We start from the raw sequence: 19,733 nt of genomic DNA on the forward strand, positions 1-19,733 counted from the left end.
TCAGAGGATGGGTTTGCCGCCTGTCACGGCATAGCGCGAGCCTGAGATGTAGCTGGCCTCATCAGAAGCAAGAAGCACGTAGATCGGCGCGACCTCGACGGGTTGGCCCGGCCGCCCCATCGGGTAGCCCGAACCGAAGTTCCTGACGGCCTCGTCGGGCATGGTGGCCGGGATCAAGGGTGTCCAGATGGGGCCCGGCGCCACACTGTTGACCCGAATGCCTTGCTTGCCCAGCAACTGCGCCAGGCCTGCGGTGAAGTTGGCAATTGCACCCTTGGTCGTGGCGTAGGCCAGGAGTTTGGGCGAGGGATCGTCGGAGTTGACCGAACTGGTATTGATGATCGAACTGCCCTTGGGCATCGACGGCAATGCCCGTTGGCAAATGCGGAAAATGGCCGTGATGTTGACATCGAAGGTCATCAGCCATTCGTCATCGTCGATTTCGTCCAGGGTCTCGTGGGACATCTGAAAGGCTGCATTGTTGACCAGGATATCGATGCGCCCGAACTGCGCCACGGTCTTGTCGACGATGTCATAGCAGTGCTGTTTCTCGGCCAGGTCGCCCGGCAGGAGCAGGCATTGTCGCCCCGCAGCCTTGACCCACCGCGCGGTTTCCTGTGCATCTTCATGCTCGTTCAGGTAGGCGATGGCAAGGTCCGCACCTTCGCGGGCGTAGGCAATGGCGACGGCCCGCCCGATGCCGCTGTCGCCACCGGTGATCAGCGCTACCTTGCCTTCCAGCCGGTCGTTGCCGGCATAGGTTTTCTCACCACAGTCGGGGTAGGGTTCCATCTTGCGCTGTGAACCTGGGACGTCTTGTGGTTGCGAGGGAAACGGAGGCGTTGGGAAGTCGCGCATGGTGAAAGCTCCTTCGGTTGAGAACGCTCTTACCTTTTCGAATGATCCGCACAGGGAGTGTTGGAATGGATCACACACTGGCGCGACAAACGGTGCGGACTGCTTCGCAGGACGCGCTTGCACCGTTTTCCGTCTGTTCGATTGCATTGCCGCGTTGCTGGGCTAAGGTGGGATAACCCACATCTAATACTAAAGTCGTAGGAGGGCGGCATGCGCATACGCGGTGAGGTTTTCTGGGGTTGGGCAGATCCTACGCTTCACCATCGAACTCATGGCGAGACACTGGACGATGGCACTATGCTGGAGGTTCAGGTGCGCCTGTCGCGCACAGGCAACACACAGATGTTCATTGGCGTGTACGCCGCCAGTGGCATGGTGCTTCACGAAGAAGCGTTCGATTCACGGCCCGGGGAATCGATGACGCGGGCGCTGGCCTGGGGTGTTGGGCGTGCCAGATGGCTTGCGAGCGAGGAGGGTGGGAAACGGGCACGCGCTTGAGAACTCCCTGACGGTTTCTGCCAAGCATGGCCAGGGCGATTCCTTCACCCTGGCCTGCAGCACGTTTTTAACGGTTTTCGTCGTTCATTCCACTGTCCTCGTCCTGAACAGCCTGGGATGCATCGTCCATGTCACTTTGCTCTGTGTCGGATTTGGAGCCAGAACGATGGCCTCCTTTGCCGCCCTGCTGGGTGCCACCACCGGCACGCTGAGGATCGTCCTGATCATTCACGCCGCCACCTTGTCCACCTTGCTGAGTACCCCACTGGTCTTGCCTGTCGGGTTGACCGCCTGGCATCTGCCCGCCTTTCTGTCCTTCGTCCCAGCCGCGTTGCGGGTCGTTGGTTCCTCCCGACGACTGGCCTCCTTGCTGACCCGGTTGCGAGGCTTTTTCTCGGTCATTCGGAACGTTGCCAGGGGTGGTCTGAGGGGTGCCGCCTTGCTGTCCGGTCTTGCCTTGGTCGTTGGCCATGATCTCGCACCTCGTGTGTTGACACAGGGAAACCTGTGTTTACTTCCGATGCCGGCCTTCGCAGGAGTGCTCCCACAACTTTCGTACTAGCGGACCAGAGGCGCGAAAGTTCCCGAGGCTCAATGTGTTGCGTCGTAAATGCCTTGGCGACGTGCCACAGCTACCCATTACCCCCACGCTCAGTGATCGGACGCCAACGGATGTTCCTGCGGTAAACCGGGTGCCGTTCATTGGTGGATCAGGTACCTGTCATAGATCGACGTGACTGAACTCCCACGCCAGTGCCTACGTCCCCCGAATGAATGCCGCATGTTCTCGGCGTTCGTCCACCCATCAGCTTCGAGGGCGTCACAATGGAAAAGACCGATCAAGGTTCAACCGCCCCACCTGGCAGCACCCAGGACCACCTTCACACCCTCGGCGACGAAGCCGGAGCGCTGCTGGGAGAAGCCCGGCAAAAAAGCAGCGAGCAGTACGAGCACTACCGCGACAGCGCAGCCGAACAGCTCGATTCGCTAAAGGAAGGCGCGCGGTCGGCAGCCACGGCGCTGGAAGGCCATGACAGCCTGGGCCTTTCGCGATACCTGAGCGAGGCGGCCGAGTGCGTCGGCAGTTTCGCCGAACAGGTACGCCATGAGAGTGCCGAAAGCCTGCTGCAGCGCGGCGCCCAGTTGGCGCGGGGCAACCCGGCAGTGTTTCTGGCAGGCAGCGTAGCGGTGGGCTTTGCGTTATCGCGTTTCCTGCGTGCCAGCGCCAGCCATCCCACTGCAGATACGCCTGGCGCACCGGCTCAAGGCGTCAACGCGTCTCGTCACCCGCTGTCAGCCACGCCAGACAGGGCGAGCGACGTGTCCACCCATAAGCCCTACACCCCGGTCGACCCTGTCGGGGTCGGTGCTGGCACCTCGGTAGGCGCAAGCCCGTTCGAGCGTGACCCGCTCAAAGGAGGCGAATGATGAACAAGGATACTTTGCACACGAGTCCCGGGTTGCACGCAGCCGATAGCGACCCTGTCGGCGTCGGAAGCCTGCTGCGCCAGTTGATGCGGGAAGTGCCGGAGCTGTTCACCAAGGAGCTGGCACTGGCCAAGGCAGAGCTGCAACAGAACCTGGCCACCTTGAAGGCGGCTACAGCAGCGGTAGCGGCCGGGGCGATAGTGCTTCTGGCGGGCTTCATCATTCTTCTGCTGGCAGCGGTGTATGCCTTGGCACTGGTGGTCCAGCCGTGGCTGGCGGCCTTGATCGTCGGGGCGGTCACGGTGCTGATCGGCTTCATCATGCTGCAGTCGGGAAAGAAGCAGTTCGAGCCCGGGCATCTGGCCCCTGATCGTACCTTGCATGCCATGCAGCAAGACAAGGACGCGCTGAAGAGGAAATTGCCATGACCACTTCCTTCGAACATGAATCGCACAAGGACCCGGACCTGCTCGAACAGGAAGTCAATGCCAAGCGCGAGCACATCAGTGACCTGGTCGATGCCCTGGAGCAGCGCCTGAGCCCGGGCCAGTTGGTCGACAGGGTACTGGCATACACCAGGGGCAATGGTGGCGAGTTCTTCCAGAACTTGGGCACTACGCTGAAGAACAACCCTGTGCCGGCAACCCTGACTGTCCTGGGCCTGGCGTGGCTGGGGCTCAACCAGAACCGTCCGTTCAACCCCGGGCCTGCCTCTCAAGGGCCTGGGCTGGGCGAGAAGCTCGGTGATGCGGTCGACTCGGTGAAGGATGCCGTCGCCCATGCCGGGGACGCTGTGCACGATGCCAGCCAGAAGATGCGCATGAAGGCCCATGATGTGCGCGACCGGGCCAGCGAGCTGGGCCAGGGCGCACGCGAAAGCATGGGCCATTCTGCCGACACGCTGCGCAGTTCTGCGCACAGGGTAGGGGACCAGGCCTCCGCGCTCAAAGGCCAGTTCAACCACTTGCTCGAAGAGCAGCCGCTGGTGCTGGCCGCGTTGGGCATTGCGCTAGGGGCAGCACTGGGGGCGGCGCTACCCAGTACCCGCAGGGAAGATCAGCTGATGGGGGCCACTAGCGATCGGCTGACGGAAACCCTGAAAGCCAAGGGCGAAGAGGTCAAGGATACCGTGCAGCAGTCGCTTGAACGGGTGACTGACGAACAGGCGACGCCGGCTGAGCGCAAAGGTGAAGGATCTGACCTTTCGTCGGGGCTTGGCTTCCCTTCTTGAGCGGCTTGCAGTGCTCGCGCCAGCCTCTTCGCCAAGCGGTGTGAGAGGCTGGCAGTGTTCAGGCCTCAGACAACGCCAACGGCAGTTCCAGTTCGAAGTGCCAAGTGGATTCCGCCCCCAGTTGCCCGGGAATGCTACGGGCACTGGCATGCAGGATCTGCAGCACATGTTGCAGCTCGGCGAACGCCCAGCTGGCGGCCGAGTCCGCCTCGGCCGGTTCGTACCATGGGCTCAGCTCCAGAGTCAGGCAAAGCCATCCGCGAGGCAGGGTGCGAGTCATCACGCGCAGGTCGAGCTGCGCGGGCAACGGCCCTTGGCGCACCTGCTCGAACAGGCAGTCGAGCAGCTTTCGGTAATGATGTGCATCGATCCAGGCACGGGCCAGTGCGCGCAGGCTTGGGCCGACGTCGAGCGTGCAGCCCAGCAGCGCCAACTGGTGACGATGCGGCGCCAGGATTTCCTCGGTGAGAATGCCCAGATTGTGCGCTTGGGCCTGTGTCTGCAGCTCGTGACGCTCGACCGAGGCGAGGGCGTTGATCCTGTCCAGGCTGCGGCCCATCTGATCGATCTCGACCACCAGCGCGTCAAGGGCTGGCTGGGTGTTGGCCGCAGTGGCCCGCCGTGCCTGGTCGATCGCCTCTTGCATACGTTCAAGCCCAATACGCAATTGGTTGTTGATGGCGACCAGGGTCGAACTCTTGAGTGTGCTCTGCAGGCGCGCTTGCGCCCCTTCATGGCGCAAGGTCGCCAACATTCGGTCACGTTCAGTGAGGTCGCTCATCCCGCCGAGCATCGCCACCTGGTTGCCAGTTGCATCACGAAAGGGTGTGCACCAGACAAAAAACGACGTGGCTACCCCCGCGTAGTCGATTACGACTTCGGTCATGAAAGGCTCTTCGCGCACGATCGCTTCACGCAGCCGGTCATGGGAACGGTTGCGCATCGCCTCCGGCAGCCAACGCGCTTCGTGCAGCGTCTGGCCTTGTATCTGTTCGAAGGTGGTTTCGGCATAAATCAGATAGCGTCGATTGCACATCAGCAAGCGGCCCTGCAGATCGCGTACGAACATGGGATAGGGCGCCGAATCCAGCAACCCCCGCAAGAACCCGTACTCACGCGTCAGAGCCGGGTCCAGGGCATCTGCCGTGGGGCGCTCGGACTGCTCTCCGGCAAACATGCCGTGGCTGCGGGCCACCTCTAGCAGCTGGAAGTGGCTGTCCACCCCCAACTTCTGATAAAGCCGGACCTTGTAGGTGCTGACCGTCTTGTAGCTGAGACTGAGTTGCGCCGCGACCTCCTTGCTGCTCAGCCCTTGGCTGAGCAGTTGCAGGACGCTCAGTTCCCGGGCCGACAGCTGGGTGAGTTCACTCGTCCCCGCTGGCACCGCTGGCGTCGCCGGGTGGGTCGCGTCGCTGGGGAAGTAGCTTCGCCCATGACTGACCGCATGCAGGGCATTGCGCAGTTCATCGACGGCGTCGGACTTGCTGACGTAGGCATCGGCACCGGCCTGCAATGACCTTGCGGCGTAGATCCCCGGCTCCTGGCCGCTGTACACCAGCAGCCTGATGCCTTCATGGCTCGCCCTTAGCCGTCGCACGAGGTCCAGCCCACCCAAACGCGGCACCATCAGCTCGACGATGACCACTTGCGGGTGCAGCAGCCGGCACTGCAGCAGAGCATCCTGGCCGTTGTCCACCTCGGCGAGCAGTTGATGGCCCGTGCGTTCGAGCAGCGCCCTTAGGCCGTCGCGAACGATGGGCTGGTTGTCCACGACCAGCACGCTGCTCATGCACTGTTTCCTCGCGTCCATTCCCCGCTGCCAAGCATAGACCAGCCCTCAAGTCGGGAAACATTCCTACAACTGCACTGAAACTGTTCCGACATCTGTTGCGAAGTCGCGCGCGCAAGCTTCTGGCATCACTTTTCCAGCGCCCGCGAGGTTGCCATGAACCACTCCCACACCACCCATTCCGGCTCGCCGCGATTTGAGCGAACCCGCCTTGCCCAAGCACTGGGCCTGCTGCTTGCAGGGTTGTTCACCCTGCAGCCGATCGACGGCTGGGCCGCCGACACGCGTATCGTGCCCCTGGCGTTTCCGGGCCTGCTGCTGGGCGCGCCGGCACCCCTTGTGGTCAACACGGCAGACGGTATCGGCATCAACGTCAGTGGCCCCCATGACCAGGCCAGTGTGCTACTGGCCGCAGCCCGCACCATCGGTGTGCTGGCGCCGGCAGCCAGCAGCATCGGTTTCGATCACGCAAGCGTCGTCTCCAGTGCGCTCACCGCTGCCAACGCCAATGGTCAGAGCGCCCTGGTGGCACGGGATGGCGGCCAGCTGAGCGGTTCGCATGTCACCATCAGCCTGGTACCCCAGGCCGCCAATGGTACCGCGGTCACCGCCAGCAACATGACGGGCGTGCGTGCCACCGGGGGTGGCCAGGTCACCTTGCACGACACCCAGGTCACCCTCGGGGGTGGCGCCAGCGGCCTGAACAACCAGGGGCTGGTGGCAAGCGGTAAAGACAGCCACATCGCCTTCACCGGTGGCAGCGTCAGCACCCAATCCAAGGGTTCGGTGGCGGCACTTGCCCAGGAGGGTGGCAGCCTGTCGCTCGGGCAAGGCACGCAAATCACCGTGACTGGCGCCAGCAGCCCGACGACGGCCAGCCATGCGCTCAAGGCGACGGGCGCAGGCAGCCGGATAGACGCCAGCGACATCCAGGTGCAGAGCAGTGCCAGCTCGTCCAGTGGCGCTCGCGCCGAGGACGGCGCGCAAATCCAGCTCCAGCGTAGCCAGTTCACCAGCGTTGGTGCCGCCACCAGCACCACCGGCACGGCTGTGCTGCATGCGCTTGGCGGTGCAAGCATTCTTGCCGATGCGGTGCAGGCCACAGCCACCGGCAACTTCGTGGGTGGCGTGCGGGCCGACGGGAGCGCCAGCCTGGTGCGCCTGAGCGACAGCAACGTGGCCATCTCGGGGGCCGGCAACGCCGCAGAGATCGCTGCCGGGGCCCGGGCCAGCAATGGCGCTCAGGTGGTCCTCGAAGACAGCCGGCTATCTACCCAGGGCACCTATGGCCATGGCGTATTGGTCGAGGGCAGCGGTAGCCGCGCCAGTGTCAGCGACAGCCAGGTAGACGTGGGCGGGGTCCGCGCTCACGGTGTCTACGTCAATAGCGGTGCCGACGCTGTGGTCAGCCGCAGCCGCATCAGCCTCGACCCGATTGGCACCTTGCCCGGCCCGTGGGGCTTCGGCGCGCAGGTGGAGGGCAGTGGATCGCACCTGATCCTGAATGACAGCGTGGTGTTCACCACCCAGAGAACCAGCTATGGCGTGCGTGCCCTGGCCGGCGCGCAGCTGGAGCTGAACGGCGGCCTGATCGATACCCAGGGCAATTACTCGGCAGGCCTGAGCGCGGGTAGCGCCACGGTGGTCGCCCGCGACCTGACGGTGCGCACCTCGGGCAACGACAACGCGATGGGCGTGGTGGCCGATGCCGGCTCCACCGTCTCGCTGTATGGCGGTACGGTCAGCACCAGCGGTAACGGCTCGCCTGTTGCTGGGAACCTCACGTTCCCTCACGCCCTGGTTTCACGCAACGAGGGCGCCCAACTCAATGCCTACGGCACTTCGCTGCACACCACCGGCACCCAGGCCTATGGCGCCGCGGTGGACGACGGCGGCAGCATGCTGCTGGAAGACCTTCAGGTGAAAACCGAAGGGCAGTATTCGACCGGGCTTTATGCCGGTATCGGCACCCTGAAACCGGGGGCGGTCAGCCTGGTTGCACGCAATGTGAGCGTCCAGACCTTGGGCGATTCAGCCGCCGCTGCCATGGTCAGCCGCAACAACCAGGCCCCTGAAGCGACGCTGGACCTCACCGGTTCGACCCTTGCCACCTCCGGACGGCTTTCCCATGGCCTGCAAGCGGAGGGCGGTGCACGCCTGAGCGCCAGTGACACCAGCGTCGTCACCCAAGGTGAAAGTGCCCTTGGCGCGTTGGCCAATAACCGTTCCAGCATCCAGTTGGACCATGTCAGCCTCAATTCCCACGGTGACCTGGGCCATGCCGCCGTCGCCAAGAACGGCAGCCTGCTAGCGGCCAGCGCCAGTACCTTCAGTGCTTCTGGCCAACAGGCCGCGGCGCTGTATGCCCAGGGCACCGAAGCACTCGAAAGCGTGGTCGACATCGATTCCAGCGTGCTGCGTAACCAGTCCGGCGCCACCCTCGGCGTTGCCGGTGTGGCGGATATCAGCCTCACGGACAGCATCGTCGGCGGCAGTGGCCAGTGGTTGAACGTCGATCAGGCGGTGGCCAGCGACGCTACCCAGCTGCCGGACATGGGCACTGGCCAGTGGCAGGGCGTTGGCAAGACCCTGGAGAGCATCGGCAGGGCGAATGTCGACGTTGCAGGCTCGGTACTCGACGGCTCGGCCCGCACCGCGCCTGGCAGCAGTTCGCAGGTAACCCTGCGCGACAGCAGCCTGTGGAACCTGACGGGCGACTCGAACCTCAGCCATTTGAGCAACCAGGCGAGTGTGATCGACTTCAGCGCGCCGCTGGCCGGCAGTTTCAAGACCCTCACCGTCAATAGCTACAACGGCAGCAACGGCACGATCGGGCTTAACACCTACCTCTACACGGACGGTTCTGCGTCGGACAAGGTGGTCATCGATGGCGGCGCAGCCACAGGCAGCAGCAATCTGCTGATCACCAATGCTGGCGGCCCAGGCGCGATCACCCAGGGTAACGGCATCCTGGTGGTGGATGCCCTGAACGGCGCCGTCACCGATCCGACGGCCTTCCGCCTGTTGAACCGGGTGGTCGCCGGCCCATACGAGTACAACCTGTATCGTGGCAGCCAGGACGACAGCAACGGCCAGGCCTGGTACCTGCGCTCGACCGTTGAGACGGTACCCGATACCCCCGTAGTACCTGACACGCCAAAAACGCCCGATACTCCGCAAACGCCTGACACGCCACGGACTCCCGATAATCCGCAAACACCCGATACCCCGCAAATCCCCGACACGGCGCAAGTGCCCGATACCGCCCAGGTGCCGCGAGCGCCACAGGTACCCAACTACCGCCCGGAAACCTCGCTGTACCGTGCGTTGCCGTCGATGCTGCTGAGCTACAGCCATGCCATGGTCGATACCCTGCATGAGCGGGTAGGCGAGGAGCGCCGCTTGGCCAGTGACCCCGTGCCAGCGTCCGTCGAAAAAGAGTACGGCCCGAGCCTGGGCTGGGGACGCCTGATCTACCGCAAGGGCAAGGATGACCTGGGCGAGGGCGCCCGCACGGACTACCGCATCCAGGCCTTCCAGGTGGGCAGTGACCTGTACCGCAAGGAAGACACGGACGGCAGCACCGATCAGGCGGGCCTGTCGCTGAATATCGGCAGAGTAGCCGCCAGCGTCGAGCACCGTGACGGTATCCAGGCGGGTGATGACCTGTTGCGCGCCTACGGTGTGGGGGGCTACTGGACCCATTTCGGGCCAGAAGGCTGGTACCTGGATGGCGTGCTGCAACTGAACCGGTTCGACATCAAGGCCAACTCCAACCAGTTGGCCGGGCTCAAGACCCGCGGGCGCGGTGTTACCGCGTCACTGGAAGGCGGTTATCCGTTCGATGCCACAAACGACCGCGACCTGCATATCGAACCGCAGGTCCAGCTGATCTTCAGCAAGCTCAACGTGGATGACGCCCGTGACCCTGCTGCCGAGGTGCGTTTCGAGGATGTCGATTCGTTGACCGGTCGACTGGGCGTGCGGATCGCCAAGGACTGGTCGCGCGCGGATGACAAGGGCAAGGTACAGCGCACCAACGCCTGGGTACGCCCAAGCGTGTGGCATGAGTTCAGGGGCAAGGCCAAGACCGAGTTCTCGTCCGCCAACGGTTACATTCCGTTCGGCACCGACATGAGCGGTAACTGGGGCGAACTCAACCTGGGGCTGGACCATCAGATCGACGAACGCACCACCATCACCGGCTCGCTGGGTGTACAGAAGGCCTTTGGCAAGGACAGCAGAAGCCATGAAGGCATGATCGGCATCAAGGTGAAGTTCTGAGGTGCATGCCGGCTAGCGCCGCGAACCTGGGGTCAGAGCGATAAGTCGTCAAAATGATCTATACCCAATACGGCAATCGCTCCTGACCCGTTGCAGCAAATCGCCAGGCGCACGTCCAGAACCTTTGTAGACGCAAGGAGTTTGCGATGGCTGAGGCAAGCAGGAAAATGAGCCTGATGGGGCTCACGACGCTGGTGACGGTGAACATGATGGGCTCTGGGATCATCCTGTTGCCCACCAGCATGGCGCAGTTGGGTGCCGTTTCGCTGCTGTCATGGGTGTTTACCGCCATCGGCTCGATGGCCATCGCTTACTGCCTGGCGCAATGCGGGGTTTTCTGTACACGTTCCGGCGGCTTGTCGGCCTACACCGAAGAAGCGCATGCGAAGTCAGGGTTCTTCCTTTGCTCCTATCTGTACTTTCTGTCCCTGGCCATCGCCAACGTGGCGGTGGCCATTTCCGCGGTAGGCTACATGACGGCTTTCGTGCCCTGGCTGGGTACCGGTGCGTTGCCGCTGTGCGTCGGCACGATCACGCTGATCTGGCTGACCACGCTCGCCAACTTCGGCGGGCCGAAAATCACCGGCAAGATCGGCGCCTTCACCGTATGGGGGGTGATCATTCCCGTCGCAGGGTTGAGCATCTTCGGCTGGTACTGGTTCAAGCCAGAGATCCTCATGGCGGCCTGGAACCCCAACCAATTGCCGATCTCCGAGGCCATCGGCAAGGCCATACCCCTGACCCTGTGGGCGTTCCTGGGCATGGAATCTGCCGCCCAGGCCACCGACGCGGTGGAAAACCCCCGGCGCAACGTGCCGCTGGCCTGCCTGTTCGGCACCCTGGGGGCTGCTGTGGTGTACGTCCTGTCCACCACGGTCATCCAAGGCATCATTCCCAACGCCGACCTGGCCAACTCCTCGGCACCCTTCGCGCTGGTCTATGCCACGATATTCAACCCGACCGTGGGCAATATCATCATGGCCCTGGCGGTCGTGGCCTGTATCGGCTCGCTGTTGGGCTGGCAATTCACCCTGGCGCAAACCGCCAAGATGACGGCCGACCAGGACCTTTTCCTCAAGCTGTTCGGCAAGGTCAATTCGATGAACGCGCCCGTCATCGGCATGACCGTGTGTGCCTTGCTGCAAACCGTGATGGCCCTGTCGACCATCTCGCCCGATGCCGCCGCCCAGTTCGCAAGGCTTGTCAGCCTGGCGGCGGTCACCAACCTGATCCCCTATATCACTGCATTGACTGGCTTGCTGGTGATCATGCACAAGGCTGGCGTCACGCCGGGGGTCTACACCCGCAACATGGTGGTGCTGCTGATTGCCGTGGGCTACTCGTTGTATGCCCTGCACGCCTGCGGCCTGGAAGCGGTGATGGGCGGCACCCTGGTGCTGGCGATCGGCTACTTGCTGTATGGGTTCCTCGGTCAACGCTTCACCGATGCGTCACCGCGCAGCAGCAACGCTACGCCTAAGCCCTGAGTTCCGCCAAACCGAGCGTTGCGGCACTTTGCCCCAAAGCAGTGTCGGCCGCAAACCGGGTCGATACGAACCTCGGGTCAGTGTTTGTGCTTGTTTTTATGATGTTTATGTTTGCCGTGGCCGTGGCCGTGGTCGTGATCATCATCAGCCATGCTGTTGCCAATCGCCCCGCCTGCCGCGCCACCCAGGCCGGCACCCACGGCCCCACCTGTCGACCCACCGACACTGTGGCCAATGACTTGACCACCCGCGGCGCCCAAGCCGCCACCGATGGCAGCCTCGGTCTTTTTCCCATCCTTGGCGCCCATCGCGCCACCGGCAGCACCCCCGAGGCCAGCGCCGATCGTAGCGCCGGTGGAGCCACCCACTGCGTTGCCAACCACACTGCCCAAGGTACCTCCAAGGCCGCCGCCCACGGCAGTGTTGGTGTTCTCTCCGGCGACTGCGGCTTGGGCGACGACAAGGGTTAATGCCACTACGGATACGATCTTGCGCATTGTTCAGTCCTCAAACTGTGTACAGAAAAAGTCTGATCAAGTTTACATTAGAGGACAATGCTGAAACTCAAGTTCAAGGGCCTCAGGTCAAAAGGGGGAGCCGAACCGGTACCGGTCATCGGCTATTCGGCAAGCATTCACTGCTCTGCATACGACATGCAGTACTGATTCCGTTGCCGCTTCGCTTCGTACATCGCTGCATCGGCGTCTTTTATCAATTGGTCAGTGTCCCTGGAATCAGGCGGCGAAAGTGCAACCCCGATACTGGGCGTGACGAAGTCGATGAAGTGGTCATTCAAGCGAATAGGCTCGCCCAGGACCCGAAGCAGACGCTGTGCCAACAGCCGGGCGCCGTCCGCATCGGATCCGACCGCGACGAGGGTGAACTCATCACCACCCAACCTGAACGCTCGATCGGGTTCACGCACCGCATTTTCCAGGCGACGGGCGATGCAGATGAGCAGTTGATCGCCCACTTCGTGGCCGTAGGTATCGTTCACCTGTTTGAAGCGATCCAGATCGATGAACAAGAGCGCCAGAGGCTGCGCGTTATCGCTCATCCTGCCGCGAAGGTATTCGTGAAAGGCTTTGCGGTTACCCAGGCCCGTCAATGCATCTTTGTGCGCCATGTCATAGAGCAGATCCTGATAGTCAACATGGGCACTGACATCGTGCAGGATGCCACGGTAGCCCCAAGGCTTTCCGTTGTTGTCGAAAATGCGTGTAACACCGGCCTCGTAATGCCCGAAACTGCCGTCAGCACGACGCATACGGCCGGAGAACACCGGCCCACTGTGCTGTCCTGCGCTGCCGAGTACCACTGCCAGATCCTCGTCGTTTTCAAGCAAGGCGGCGAAGGGCTCGCCCAGCACGTTTTCCTGCGAATACCCAAGCTGCCTGCAGAAGGCCGGGTTGACCGCCTGCAAATGGCCAAGGGCATCGAGCTCGAAATACCCTTCCTGGATTCCCGCCAGGATCGCAGCATCCCGCGCTTCGCTCTGCTCAAGACGATCCAGCATCTGGTTCGCCTCTTTGGCCAGCGCGCCAAGTTCGTCATTGCCTCGGTCTTGCAGGCGAATGCCTGTCGTTTCGGGGCCGATAGATGAAAGTTGGCTGTGCATGCGCCTGATGCGCCGCAGCAAGAACCACTCCAGGCCCAGGTGAATGACGACCCAGGCCAGAATCAAGGAGGCTGCCAGCACGGCAGTGAAAATGTTGAGGTGGCGAATACCTTCGAGGTACAAGTGCCGGTCGCGTATCAACTGCAAACTGAGTTGTGGGTTACCGACGCTGTCGTAGAACACCAGATCGATACTGTGGCGCTTGCCGTCCAATAGTTGCCGGTGGGTGACGCTGATTTGCCCGCTATCACCCAGGACTGCAGCCTTTCGCTCGGTTTCGACGGGTGGGGCCCAGAGCAAGGTCCCACCTAACTGCCTCCTCAGATCATTGATGCGCGCCGTGTCCAGGAACGTGCCAGCAAACAGGTAGCCGCGCTTCGCCTGCGCAGCCACGAGCATCACCGGCACCCCTTCGATGGTGATGAGTTGACCCATCGGTAGTTGAACCACTGCCTGAGCCAGTTCGCTCAGCCTTTGCTCGATGCTCGCTTGCAACGATTCGGCAACCAACGGTTGACTCGCATTCAACGAAGCAACGCGGTGCCCAGACACAGGTTGCAATACCAACGGTGTCCCCGCGGCTGCGGCCTGGATCACGAAGTCGAAACCGGTGCGGCGCAAGGTGAGCGGCGCCGCAGGATCATCCAGCACCTGCACCAGGTCTCGCAACCGGTCGGCATCACGCTCGAAGAAGATGTCCAGCGTCGCTCGCAACCGATCGCCTTCCATCGTGAGCAGTTGCTTGTCCTCTTGGTCCAGCCTGGCGAGCAGGAGGTTGTGCCCCAAAATCCACATCACCAGCAGCACCAACAACACGGGGGGCGTAAACAGGCACAATAATCGTTTTCGCAAAGTCATGAATGGTTCTCGCGAATCACCTAAAAAGCAGCTGCGTCTCCAAGATATGGCGATACATGTCCATCGTTGCGCGGCCCTGCAGCAGCCAATCTGGCTAATCCTGTTCAGGAGAGTAGTATCTCCGTGCGATGAATCCAAATACGGCGCAGACCAGGACAATAGCCCCTGCATGTTAGTGGTCTATGATTGACGAGCCTCACCAGACCGGCGAGGCACGCAGCGTCAATCTCAGACCTACGAGGTAACATCATGGCTACCCTCAACGGAATGCTGGACCCGGATGATGCGGTCATTCTGCTTATCGATCATCAGAGCGGTTTGTTCAACACCGTTCGTGATGTCCCTATTCCCGATCTACGCAACTACGTAATCGCTATCGCAAAGACAGCGACGCTGTTGAACATTCCGGTGATCACCACCGCCTCCGTGCCTGACGGGCCCAATGGGCCACTGATACCGGAGATTCATGAACATGCACCGCACGCGGTGTATGTGCCACGCACGGGGCAGATCAACACCTGGGACAACCCATTGTTCGTGAAGGAGATTGAAAAGACGGGGCGCAAGACGCTGATCATCGCTGGCACGCTGACCAGTGTCTGCATGGCGTTCCCTGCGGTCAGCGCGGTTCAAGCGGGGTACAAGGCCTATTGCGTCGTGGACGCGTCGGGGAACTGGAGCAAGCTCGCAACCGACACCACCATCGCGCGGGTCGCACAGGCTGGCGCGATTCCCACCGATACATTCGCCATCGTCGCTGAATTGATGCAAACCTGGAACCGGCCAGAGGGCTCGCGCTTTGCCCAGATTCTTGCCGACCATGTGTGCCCGGAATACAAATGCCTGATGGAGAGCTTTGGCAAAGCACAAGCGGTGGTCAAGGATGGCCCTGAAACGCACCTCGACAAATACCGGTAGTTGCCAGGTATCAAGTCTGGCCCCCGGATTACACCGGGGGCTCTCCCGCCTATTACACGTCCGGGATCAATTCGGTCGGCATTGCTCGTCGTACTTTCCGGCATCTTACGTTTGGCACTTAATTTGCTCTGTTCAAAGGAGTGGTTTGCACTGTGAAGTTGGATCACAGCCCGCCCTGCCAAGGACTGCGGTGTTCCTGCGTGTTCCGTGGCTTGCAGTGTTTGCCCGAAAGTGGGGAATTTTCACCACCTGGTTCATGAGCGCGCGTGAGCCAGGCCTGCACAACTGGAGGCGCGATGAGATCATTTTCAGCATGGAGGCGCGCTGACGAAGCGAAGACCCCGTTCACAGAAATCACCGAACCGTTCCACCTCATGCGGCGATTCTCGTTGACCAGCTTCGCGATCATCAGCGGTGTGGCCATTGGTTTGGCCTGGTTCTCGACGCGTTTTCTGGTCAACGAAAGCCTGGAGCGCGATGCGTTACTTTCAGCACAGTTCATTCAGTCGATCGCCGTTGGCGAAATCCGTCACCATGATCTGACCGGGATGAAAATGGGCGATGTGCTCTCCGCTGAACGCTTTGGCATGCTCGATGCGCAAACCCTCGCGAATCGCCACCGGGCGCGCACGGAGTTTCTCGACCATTTGGCCAACCTGCCGGATCTGTTGTTGGCGAGCATCTTTTCTGCGAATCGCGAGGTTATCTGGTCAACCAACCCCCAGTTGATAGGGCGCAAGGTGAAAGGGGATGGTCCACTGGAGACTGCCTTCCGTTCGGGCGGGCGTGTCAGCGCCCGGTACGATGAAGTCGACCCTGAACGCACCGAACAGCAATTCACCCGACCGGCCAAGATGTTCTTCGTGGAAAACTACATTCCGCTGCTGGACGACCAGGGCAAGGTCCTGGCCATGGTGGAAATCTACAAGGAGCCAGTCGACCTGATCGAGCGCCTGGAGCGGGGGCGCGGGCTCATCTGGGGCGCCACGGCGATCGGGGGGCTGATCATTTATCTAGGGCTGTTCTGGATCGTCTTGCGCGCGTCGCGCCTTTTGGCTCAGCAACAGGACCATCTGGTAGCCAACAAGACGTATGGTGGACTGGTGGAGATGTCCACGGCTGTCGCCCACAGCCTGCGCAATCCATTGGCCAGTATCCGCAGCAGCGCTGAACTGGCCCAGGCCACGCCCGGCCAGCCTGCGGTTCGAAACATCAACGACATCATTGCTCAGGTCGACCGGATGGCGGACTGGGTTGGCGAGCTGCTGCAGTGCTTGCGTCCGTTGAAAGGCGAGGCGGAACCGGTCGACCTGGTGACCAGCATCCATGAGGCCTTGAGCGTGTTCTGGCCCCGACTCGATCAATTGCGCATACAGACGGTGTTGGATATCGACGGACCGGTTGCGGTCATCAGCCACCGATTGCTGCTGGGCCAGGTCCTCAATAGTGTGCTGGCCAACGCCATCGAGGCCATGCCCGGCGGCGGCACGTTGCACTTGACGTTGCAGCGCAACGGCCCTGATGTGTTGCTGTTCATTGACGATTCAGGCCCAGGGTTGACGCGCCAGCAGCAGATGGCGGCATTCAAGTCGTTCTACTCGACCAAGCAGGGCGGGCTGGGGATCGGCCTGGTGATGGTCAGGCAGGTCATGGAGCATTTTGGCGGGCATGCAACCCTGCAGAGCCTGTCGCCCAAGGGAACCAGGGCCAGTCTGCGATTTCGTGTTGAAATCCAGCAGTTCGACAGGCGAACAGGCTGACCTTATCCACGGAAATCGACTCGGCCCCTTGCATTCAGTGGACAAACTGCGGACGTCGGTGAAACTGGGTGAGCTGTTTCATTCGCCCATTGAGCTGCTGGTGTATCTGCTGCGAGATCAGGGCGATCTTCTGACGCAGATCGTGCGCGAAACCAGCATGAGCGTTGACCGGATCGAGGATCAACTGCTTCCCAGCCAACAGCAAGCTGGGCCTTTCGCAAGCGTTCGGAGTACTGATTCGCAGGGTGGGCTGGCGCCCGTTGCGTTTCTACACGCAACGGGCGCCAGTAGTACGACTCAGGCTTGAACGACCGGGATGTTGGCGCTTGCCGCCACTTCACGGTACTCGGCGATCTGGTCGAAGCTCAGGTAGCGGTAGACGTCGGCCGCCATGCTGTCGATGTCGTTGGCGAACGCCATGTACTCTTCGACGGTCGGCAATTTGCCGATGATCGAAGCGACAGCGGCAAGCTCCGCCGATGCCAGGTACACGTTGGTAGCGTCGCCCAGGCGGTTCGGGAAGTTGCGGGTCGAGGTGGAGACCACGGTCGAACCGGTCTGCACACGTGCCTGGTTACCCATGCACAGCGAGCAGCCTGGCATTTCCAAGCGCGCACCGGCTTTGTCGAAGATGCCGTAGTAGCCTTCTTCGGTCAGCTGGTGGGCGTCCATCTTGGTGGGCGGGGCCAGCCACAGACGGGTCGGAATGCCGCCTTCGACCTTGTCCAGCAGCTTGCCGGCTGCGCGGAAGTGGCCAATGTTGGTCATGCACGAACCAATGAACACTTCGTCGATGGCCTGACCCTGAACGGTCGACAGCAAACGGGCGTCATCCGGGTCGTTCGGCGCGCAGAGCACAGGCTCCTTGATCTCGGCCAGGTCGATTTCGATGATTTCGGCGTATTCGGCATCGGCGTCGGCCGACAGCAGCTCAGGCTTGGCCAGCCAGGCTTCCATGGCTTGGGCGCGGCGTTCCAGGGTGCGGGCATCGCCATAGCCTTCACCGATCATCCAGCGCAGCAGGGTGATGTTCGAACGCAGGTACTCGGCGATGGCTTTCTCTGGCAGCTTGATGGTGCAGCCGGCGGCGGAGCGTTCGGCCGAGGCGTCAGACAGCTCGAAGGCTTGCTCGACGGTCAGGTCGTCCAGGCCTTCGATCTCCAGGATGCGGCCGGAGAAGGCGTTGATCTTGCCTTTCTTCTCGACGGTCAGCAGGCCTTGCTGGATGGCGTAGTAAGGGATGGCATGGACCAGGTCGCGCAGGGTGATGCCTGGCTGCAGTTTGCCCTTGAAGCGCACCAGGACCGACTCAGGCATGTCCAGCGGCATGACGCCGGTGGCGGCGGCGAAGGCCACAAGGCCGGAGCCTGCCGGGAACGAGATGCCGATCGGGAAGCGGGTGTGCGAGTCGCCACCGGTACCCACGGTGTCTGGCAGCAGCATGCGGTTCAGCCAGCTGTGGATGATGCCGTCGCCAACGTTCAATGACACGCCACCGCGGTTACGCATGAAGTCCGGCAGGGTGTGATGGGTTTTCACGTCCACAGGCTTTGGATAGGCCGCGGTGTGGCAGAACGACTGCATCACCAGCTCGGCAGAGAAGCCCAGGCACGCCAGGTCTTTCAGCTCGTCGCGGGTCATCGGGCCGGTGGTGTCCTGGGAACCCACGGTGGTCATCTTCGGTTCGCAGTAGGTGCCCGGACGAATACCGGCCACGCCGCAAGCCTTGCCAACCATTTTCTGCGCGAGGGTGAAGCCCTTGGTGTTTTGCACTGGAGCTTCAGGCTGCTGGAACAGGTCCGAAGGTGGCAGCCCCAGTTCGGCGCGAGCCTTGCCGGTCAGTCCACGGCCGATGATCAGCGGAATACGGCCGCCAGCGCGAACTTCGTCCAGCAGCACCGGCGTCTTCAGCTCGAAGGTGGCGAGGACCTCGTCGGTACCGTGCTTGCAGACTTTACCGGCATGGGGGTAGACGTCGATCACGTCACCCATGTTCAGGTTCGAGACGTCGAACTCGATCGGCAGGGCGCCGGCGTCTTCCATGGTGTTATAGAAGATCGGGGCGATCTTGTTGCCGAAGCAGAAACCACCGGCGCGCTTGTTCGGCACGTAGGGGATGTCGTCGCCGAAGAACCACAGCACCGAGTTGGTGGCGGATTTGCGCGAGGAACCGGTACCGACCACGTCACCGACGTAGGCGACCGGGAAGCCTTTGGCCTTGACTGCTTCGATCTGGGCCAGCGGGCCGACCGACCCAGGCTGGCGCGGCTCGATGCCGTCGCGGGCCATTTTCAGCATGGCCAGGGCGTGCAGCGGGATGTCAGGGCGCGACCAGGCGTCCGGGGCAGGGGACAGGTCGTCAGTGTTGGTTTCGCCAGGCACCTTGAACACGGTCAGGGTGTACTTGTCGGCGATGGCCGGGCGCGAGGTGAACCACTCGCCGGCAGCCCAGGCGTCCAGCACGGCCTTGGCGTGGGCGTTGCCAGCCTTGGCTTTTTCAACCACATCGTGGAAGGCGTCGAACATCAGCAAAGTGTGCTTGAGCTGTTCGGCCGCGACGGCGCCCAGTTCGGCGTCATCCAGCAGCGCGACCAGCGTCTCGATGTTGTAGCCGCCTTGCATGGTGCCCAGCAGTTCGGTGGCGTGCTGGCGATCGATCAGCGGCGACTTGGCTTCGCCCTTGGCGATGGCGGACAGGAAGGCGGCCTTGACGTAGGCAGCTTCGTCCACGCCTGGTGGAACGCGGTTGGTGATCAGGTCTACCAGGAAGGCTTCTTGGCCGGCCGGCGGGTTTTTCAGCAGCTCGATCAGGCCTGCGGTTTGTTCGGCGTTCAGCGCGAGGGGCGGCAGGCCTTCCTCGGCGCGCTCTTGGACGTGACGGTCATAGGCTTGGAGCACGGTAATCTCCTGCAGGTAGCGCGCTTGGCGGTGGGCACGCGAGGTGAGGTAACGGAGGGCCGTTACCTGGATAAAACAGGTGCAAGGTTCCGGTTCCGAGGGTGAC

The 19,733-nt window shown here is 62.1% G+C and carries 14 protein-coding genes and 1 pseudogene; 9 read left to right on the plus strand and 6 right to left on the minus strand.

The features are described 5' to 3' along the window. Positions 1–858: an SDR family oxidoreductase gene (locus ACIPZB_RS06065; RefSeq protein ID WP_400639390.1), complete on the minus strand. Its 858-nt coding sequence runs from the start codon at positions 856–858 to the stop codon at positions 1–3. 210 nt (positions 859–1,068) lie between these two features. On the opposite strand from ACIPZB_RS06065, the gene ACIPZB_RS06070 reads away from it, so the two are divergent. Then, the gene (locus ACIPZB_RS06070; protein ID WP_400639391.1) at positions 1,069–1,356 is read left to right on the plus strand and encodes a hypothetical protein; all 288 of its coding nucleotides are present in this window, start codon (positions 1,069–1,071) and stop codon (positions 1,354–1,356) included. Between the two features lie 67 nt (positions 1,357–1,423). On the opposite strand, the gene ACIPZB_RS06075 is transcribed toward ACIPZB_RS06070, so the two are convergent. Then, positions 1,424–1,828, minus strand: a complete 405-nt coding sequence (locus ACIPZB_RS06075) for a stress-induced protein (protein WP_400639392.1) — start codon at positions 1,826–1,828, stop codon at positions 1,424–1,426. A gap of 353 nt (positions 1,829–2,181) precedes the next feature. Between ACIPZB_RS06075 and ACIPZB_RS06080 the strand changes: the two genes are divergently transcribed. From ACIPZB_RS06080 to ACIPZB_RS06090, 3 genes are read left to right on the plus strand one after another with little or no spacing between them, the layout of a single operon-like run. Then, positions 2,182–2,784 carry a hypothetical protein gene (locus ACIPZB_RS06080; protein ID WP_400639393.1) on the plus strand — a complete coding sequence of 201 codons (603 nt, stop codon included), beginning with the start codon at positions 2,182–2,184 and terminating at the stop codon, positions 2,782–2,784. After that, positions 2,784–3,212 carry a phage holin family protein gene (locus ACIPZB_RS06085; protein ID WP_400639394.1) on the plus strand — a complete coding sequence of 143 codons (429 nt, stop codon included), beginning with the start codon at positions 2,784–2,786 and terminating at the stop codon, positions 3,210–3,212. The genes ACIPZB_RS06080 and ACIPZB_RS06085 overlap by 1 nt, the downstream gene beginning before the upstream one ends. After that, the gene (locus ACIPZB_RS06090) at positions 3,209–4,015 is read left to right on the plus strand and encodes a DUF3618 domain-containing protein (RefSeq protein WP_400639395.1); all 807 of its coding nucleotides are present in this window, start codon (positions 3,209–3,211) and stop codon (positions 4,013–4,015) included. The genes ACIPZB_RS06085 and ACIPZB_RS06090 overlap by 4 nt, the downstream gene beginning before the upstream one ends. Before the next feature lie 58 nt (positions 4,016–4,073). Here ACIPZB_RS06090 and ACIPZB_RS06095 read toward each other — a convergent pair whose 3' ends face one another. Further along, positions 4,074–5,804: a response regulator gene (locus tag ACIPZB_RS06095; RefSeq protein WP_400639396.1), complete on the minus strand. Its 1,731-nt coding sequence runs from the start codon at positions 5,802–5,804 to the stop codon at positions 4,074–4,076. A 156-nt stretch (positions 5,805–5,960) separates the two neighbouring features. Here ACIPZB_RS06095 and ACIPZB_RS06100 point away from each other — a divergent pair, with 156 nt between their 5' ends. Then, positions 5,961–10,088, plus strand: a complete 4,128-nt coding sequence (locus tag ACIPZB_RS06100; RefSeq protein ID WP_400639397.1) for an autotransporter outer membrane beta-barrel domain-containing protein — start codon at positions 5,961–5,963, stop codon at positions 10,086–10,088. 146 nt (positions 10,089–10,234) lie between these two features. Beyond that, the gene (potE, locus tag ACIPZB_RS06105) at positions 10,235–11,575 is read left to right on the plus strand and encodes a putrescine-ornithine antiporter (protein WP_400639398.1); all 1,341 of its coding nucleotides are present in this window, start codon (positions 10,235–10,237) and stop codon (positions 11,573–11,575) included. A gap of 77 nt (positions 11,576–11,652) precedes the next feature. On the opposite strand, the gene ACIPZB_RS06110 is transcribed toward potE, so the two are convergent. Both ACIPZB_RS06110 and ACIPZB_RS06115 read right to left on the minus strand, forming a co-directional pair. Then, the gene (locus ACIPZB_RS06110; RefSeq protein ID WP_400639399.1) at positions 11,653–12,072 is read right to left on the minus strand and encodes a glycine zipper domain-containing protein; all 420 of its coding nucleotides are present in this window, start codon (positions 12,070–12,072) and stop codon (positions 11,653–11,655) included. 137 nt (positions 12,073–12,209) lie between these two features. After that, positions 12,210–14,051, minus strand: a complete 1,842-nt coding sequence (locus ACIPZB_RS06115) for a diguanylate cyclase domain-containing protein (protein WP_400639400.1) — start codon at positions 14,049–14,051, stop codon at positions 12,210–12,212. Positions 14,052–14,300: 249 nt separating this feature from the next. On the opposite strand from ACIPZB_RS06115, the gene ACIPZB_RS06120 reads away from it, so the two are divergent. The 3 genes and pseudogenes from ACIPZB_RS06120 to ACIPZB_RS06130 all read left to right on the plus strand — a co-directional run. Continuing rightward, on the plus strand, positions 14,301–14,969 hold the full coding sequence (locus ACIPZB_RS06120; RefSeq protein ID WP_400639401.1) for an isochorismatase family protein: 669 nt from the start codon (positions 14,301–14,303) through the stop codon (positions 14,967–14,969). A gap of 266 nt (positions 14,970–15,235) precedes the next feature. Further along, entirely contained in the window at positions 15,236–16,729 is a 1,494-nt protein-coding gene (locus ACIPZB_RS06125; protein WP_400639402.1) for a sensor histidine kinase, read from the plus strand. Positions 16,730–16,745: 16 nt separating this feature from the next. Continuing rightward, positions 16,746–16,919, plus strand: a pseudogene (locus ACIPZB_RS06130) (magnesium transporter CorA); the annotation flags it as partial. Positions 16,920–17,026: 107 nt separating this feature from the next. Here ACIPZB_RS06130 and acnB read toward each other — a convergent pair. Then, positions 17,027–19,627 (minus strand): bifunctional aconitate hydratase 2/2-methylisocitrate dehydratase, encoded by a 2,601-nt coding sequence (gene acnB, locus ACIPZB_RS06135; RefSeq protein ID WP_400639403.1) that lies wholly within the window; start codon positions 19,625–19,627, stop codon positions 17,027–17,029. Positions 19,628–19,733: the final 106 nt, after the last annotated feature.

It is taken from the genome of Pseudomonas sp. NPDC089396 (assembly GCF_044749545.1).
In the GTDB taxonomy this organism is placed as follows: domain Bacteria; phylum Pseudomonadota; class Gammaproteobacteria; order Pseudomonadales; family Pseudomonadaceae; genus Aquipseudomonas.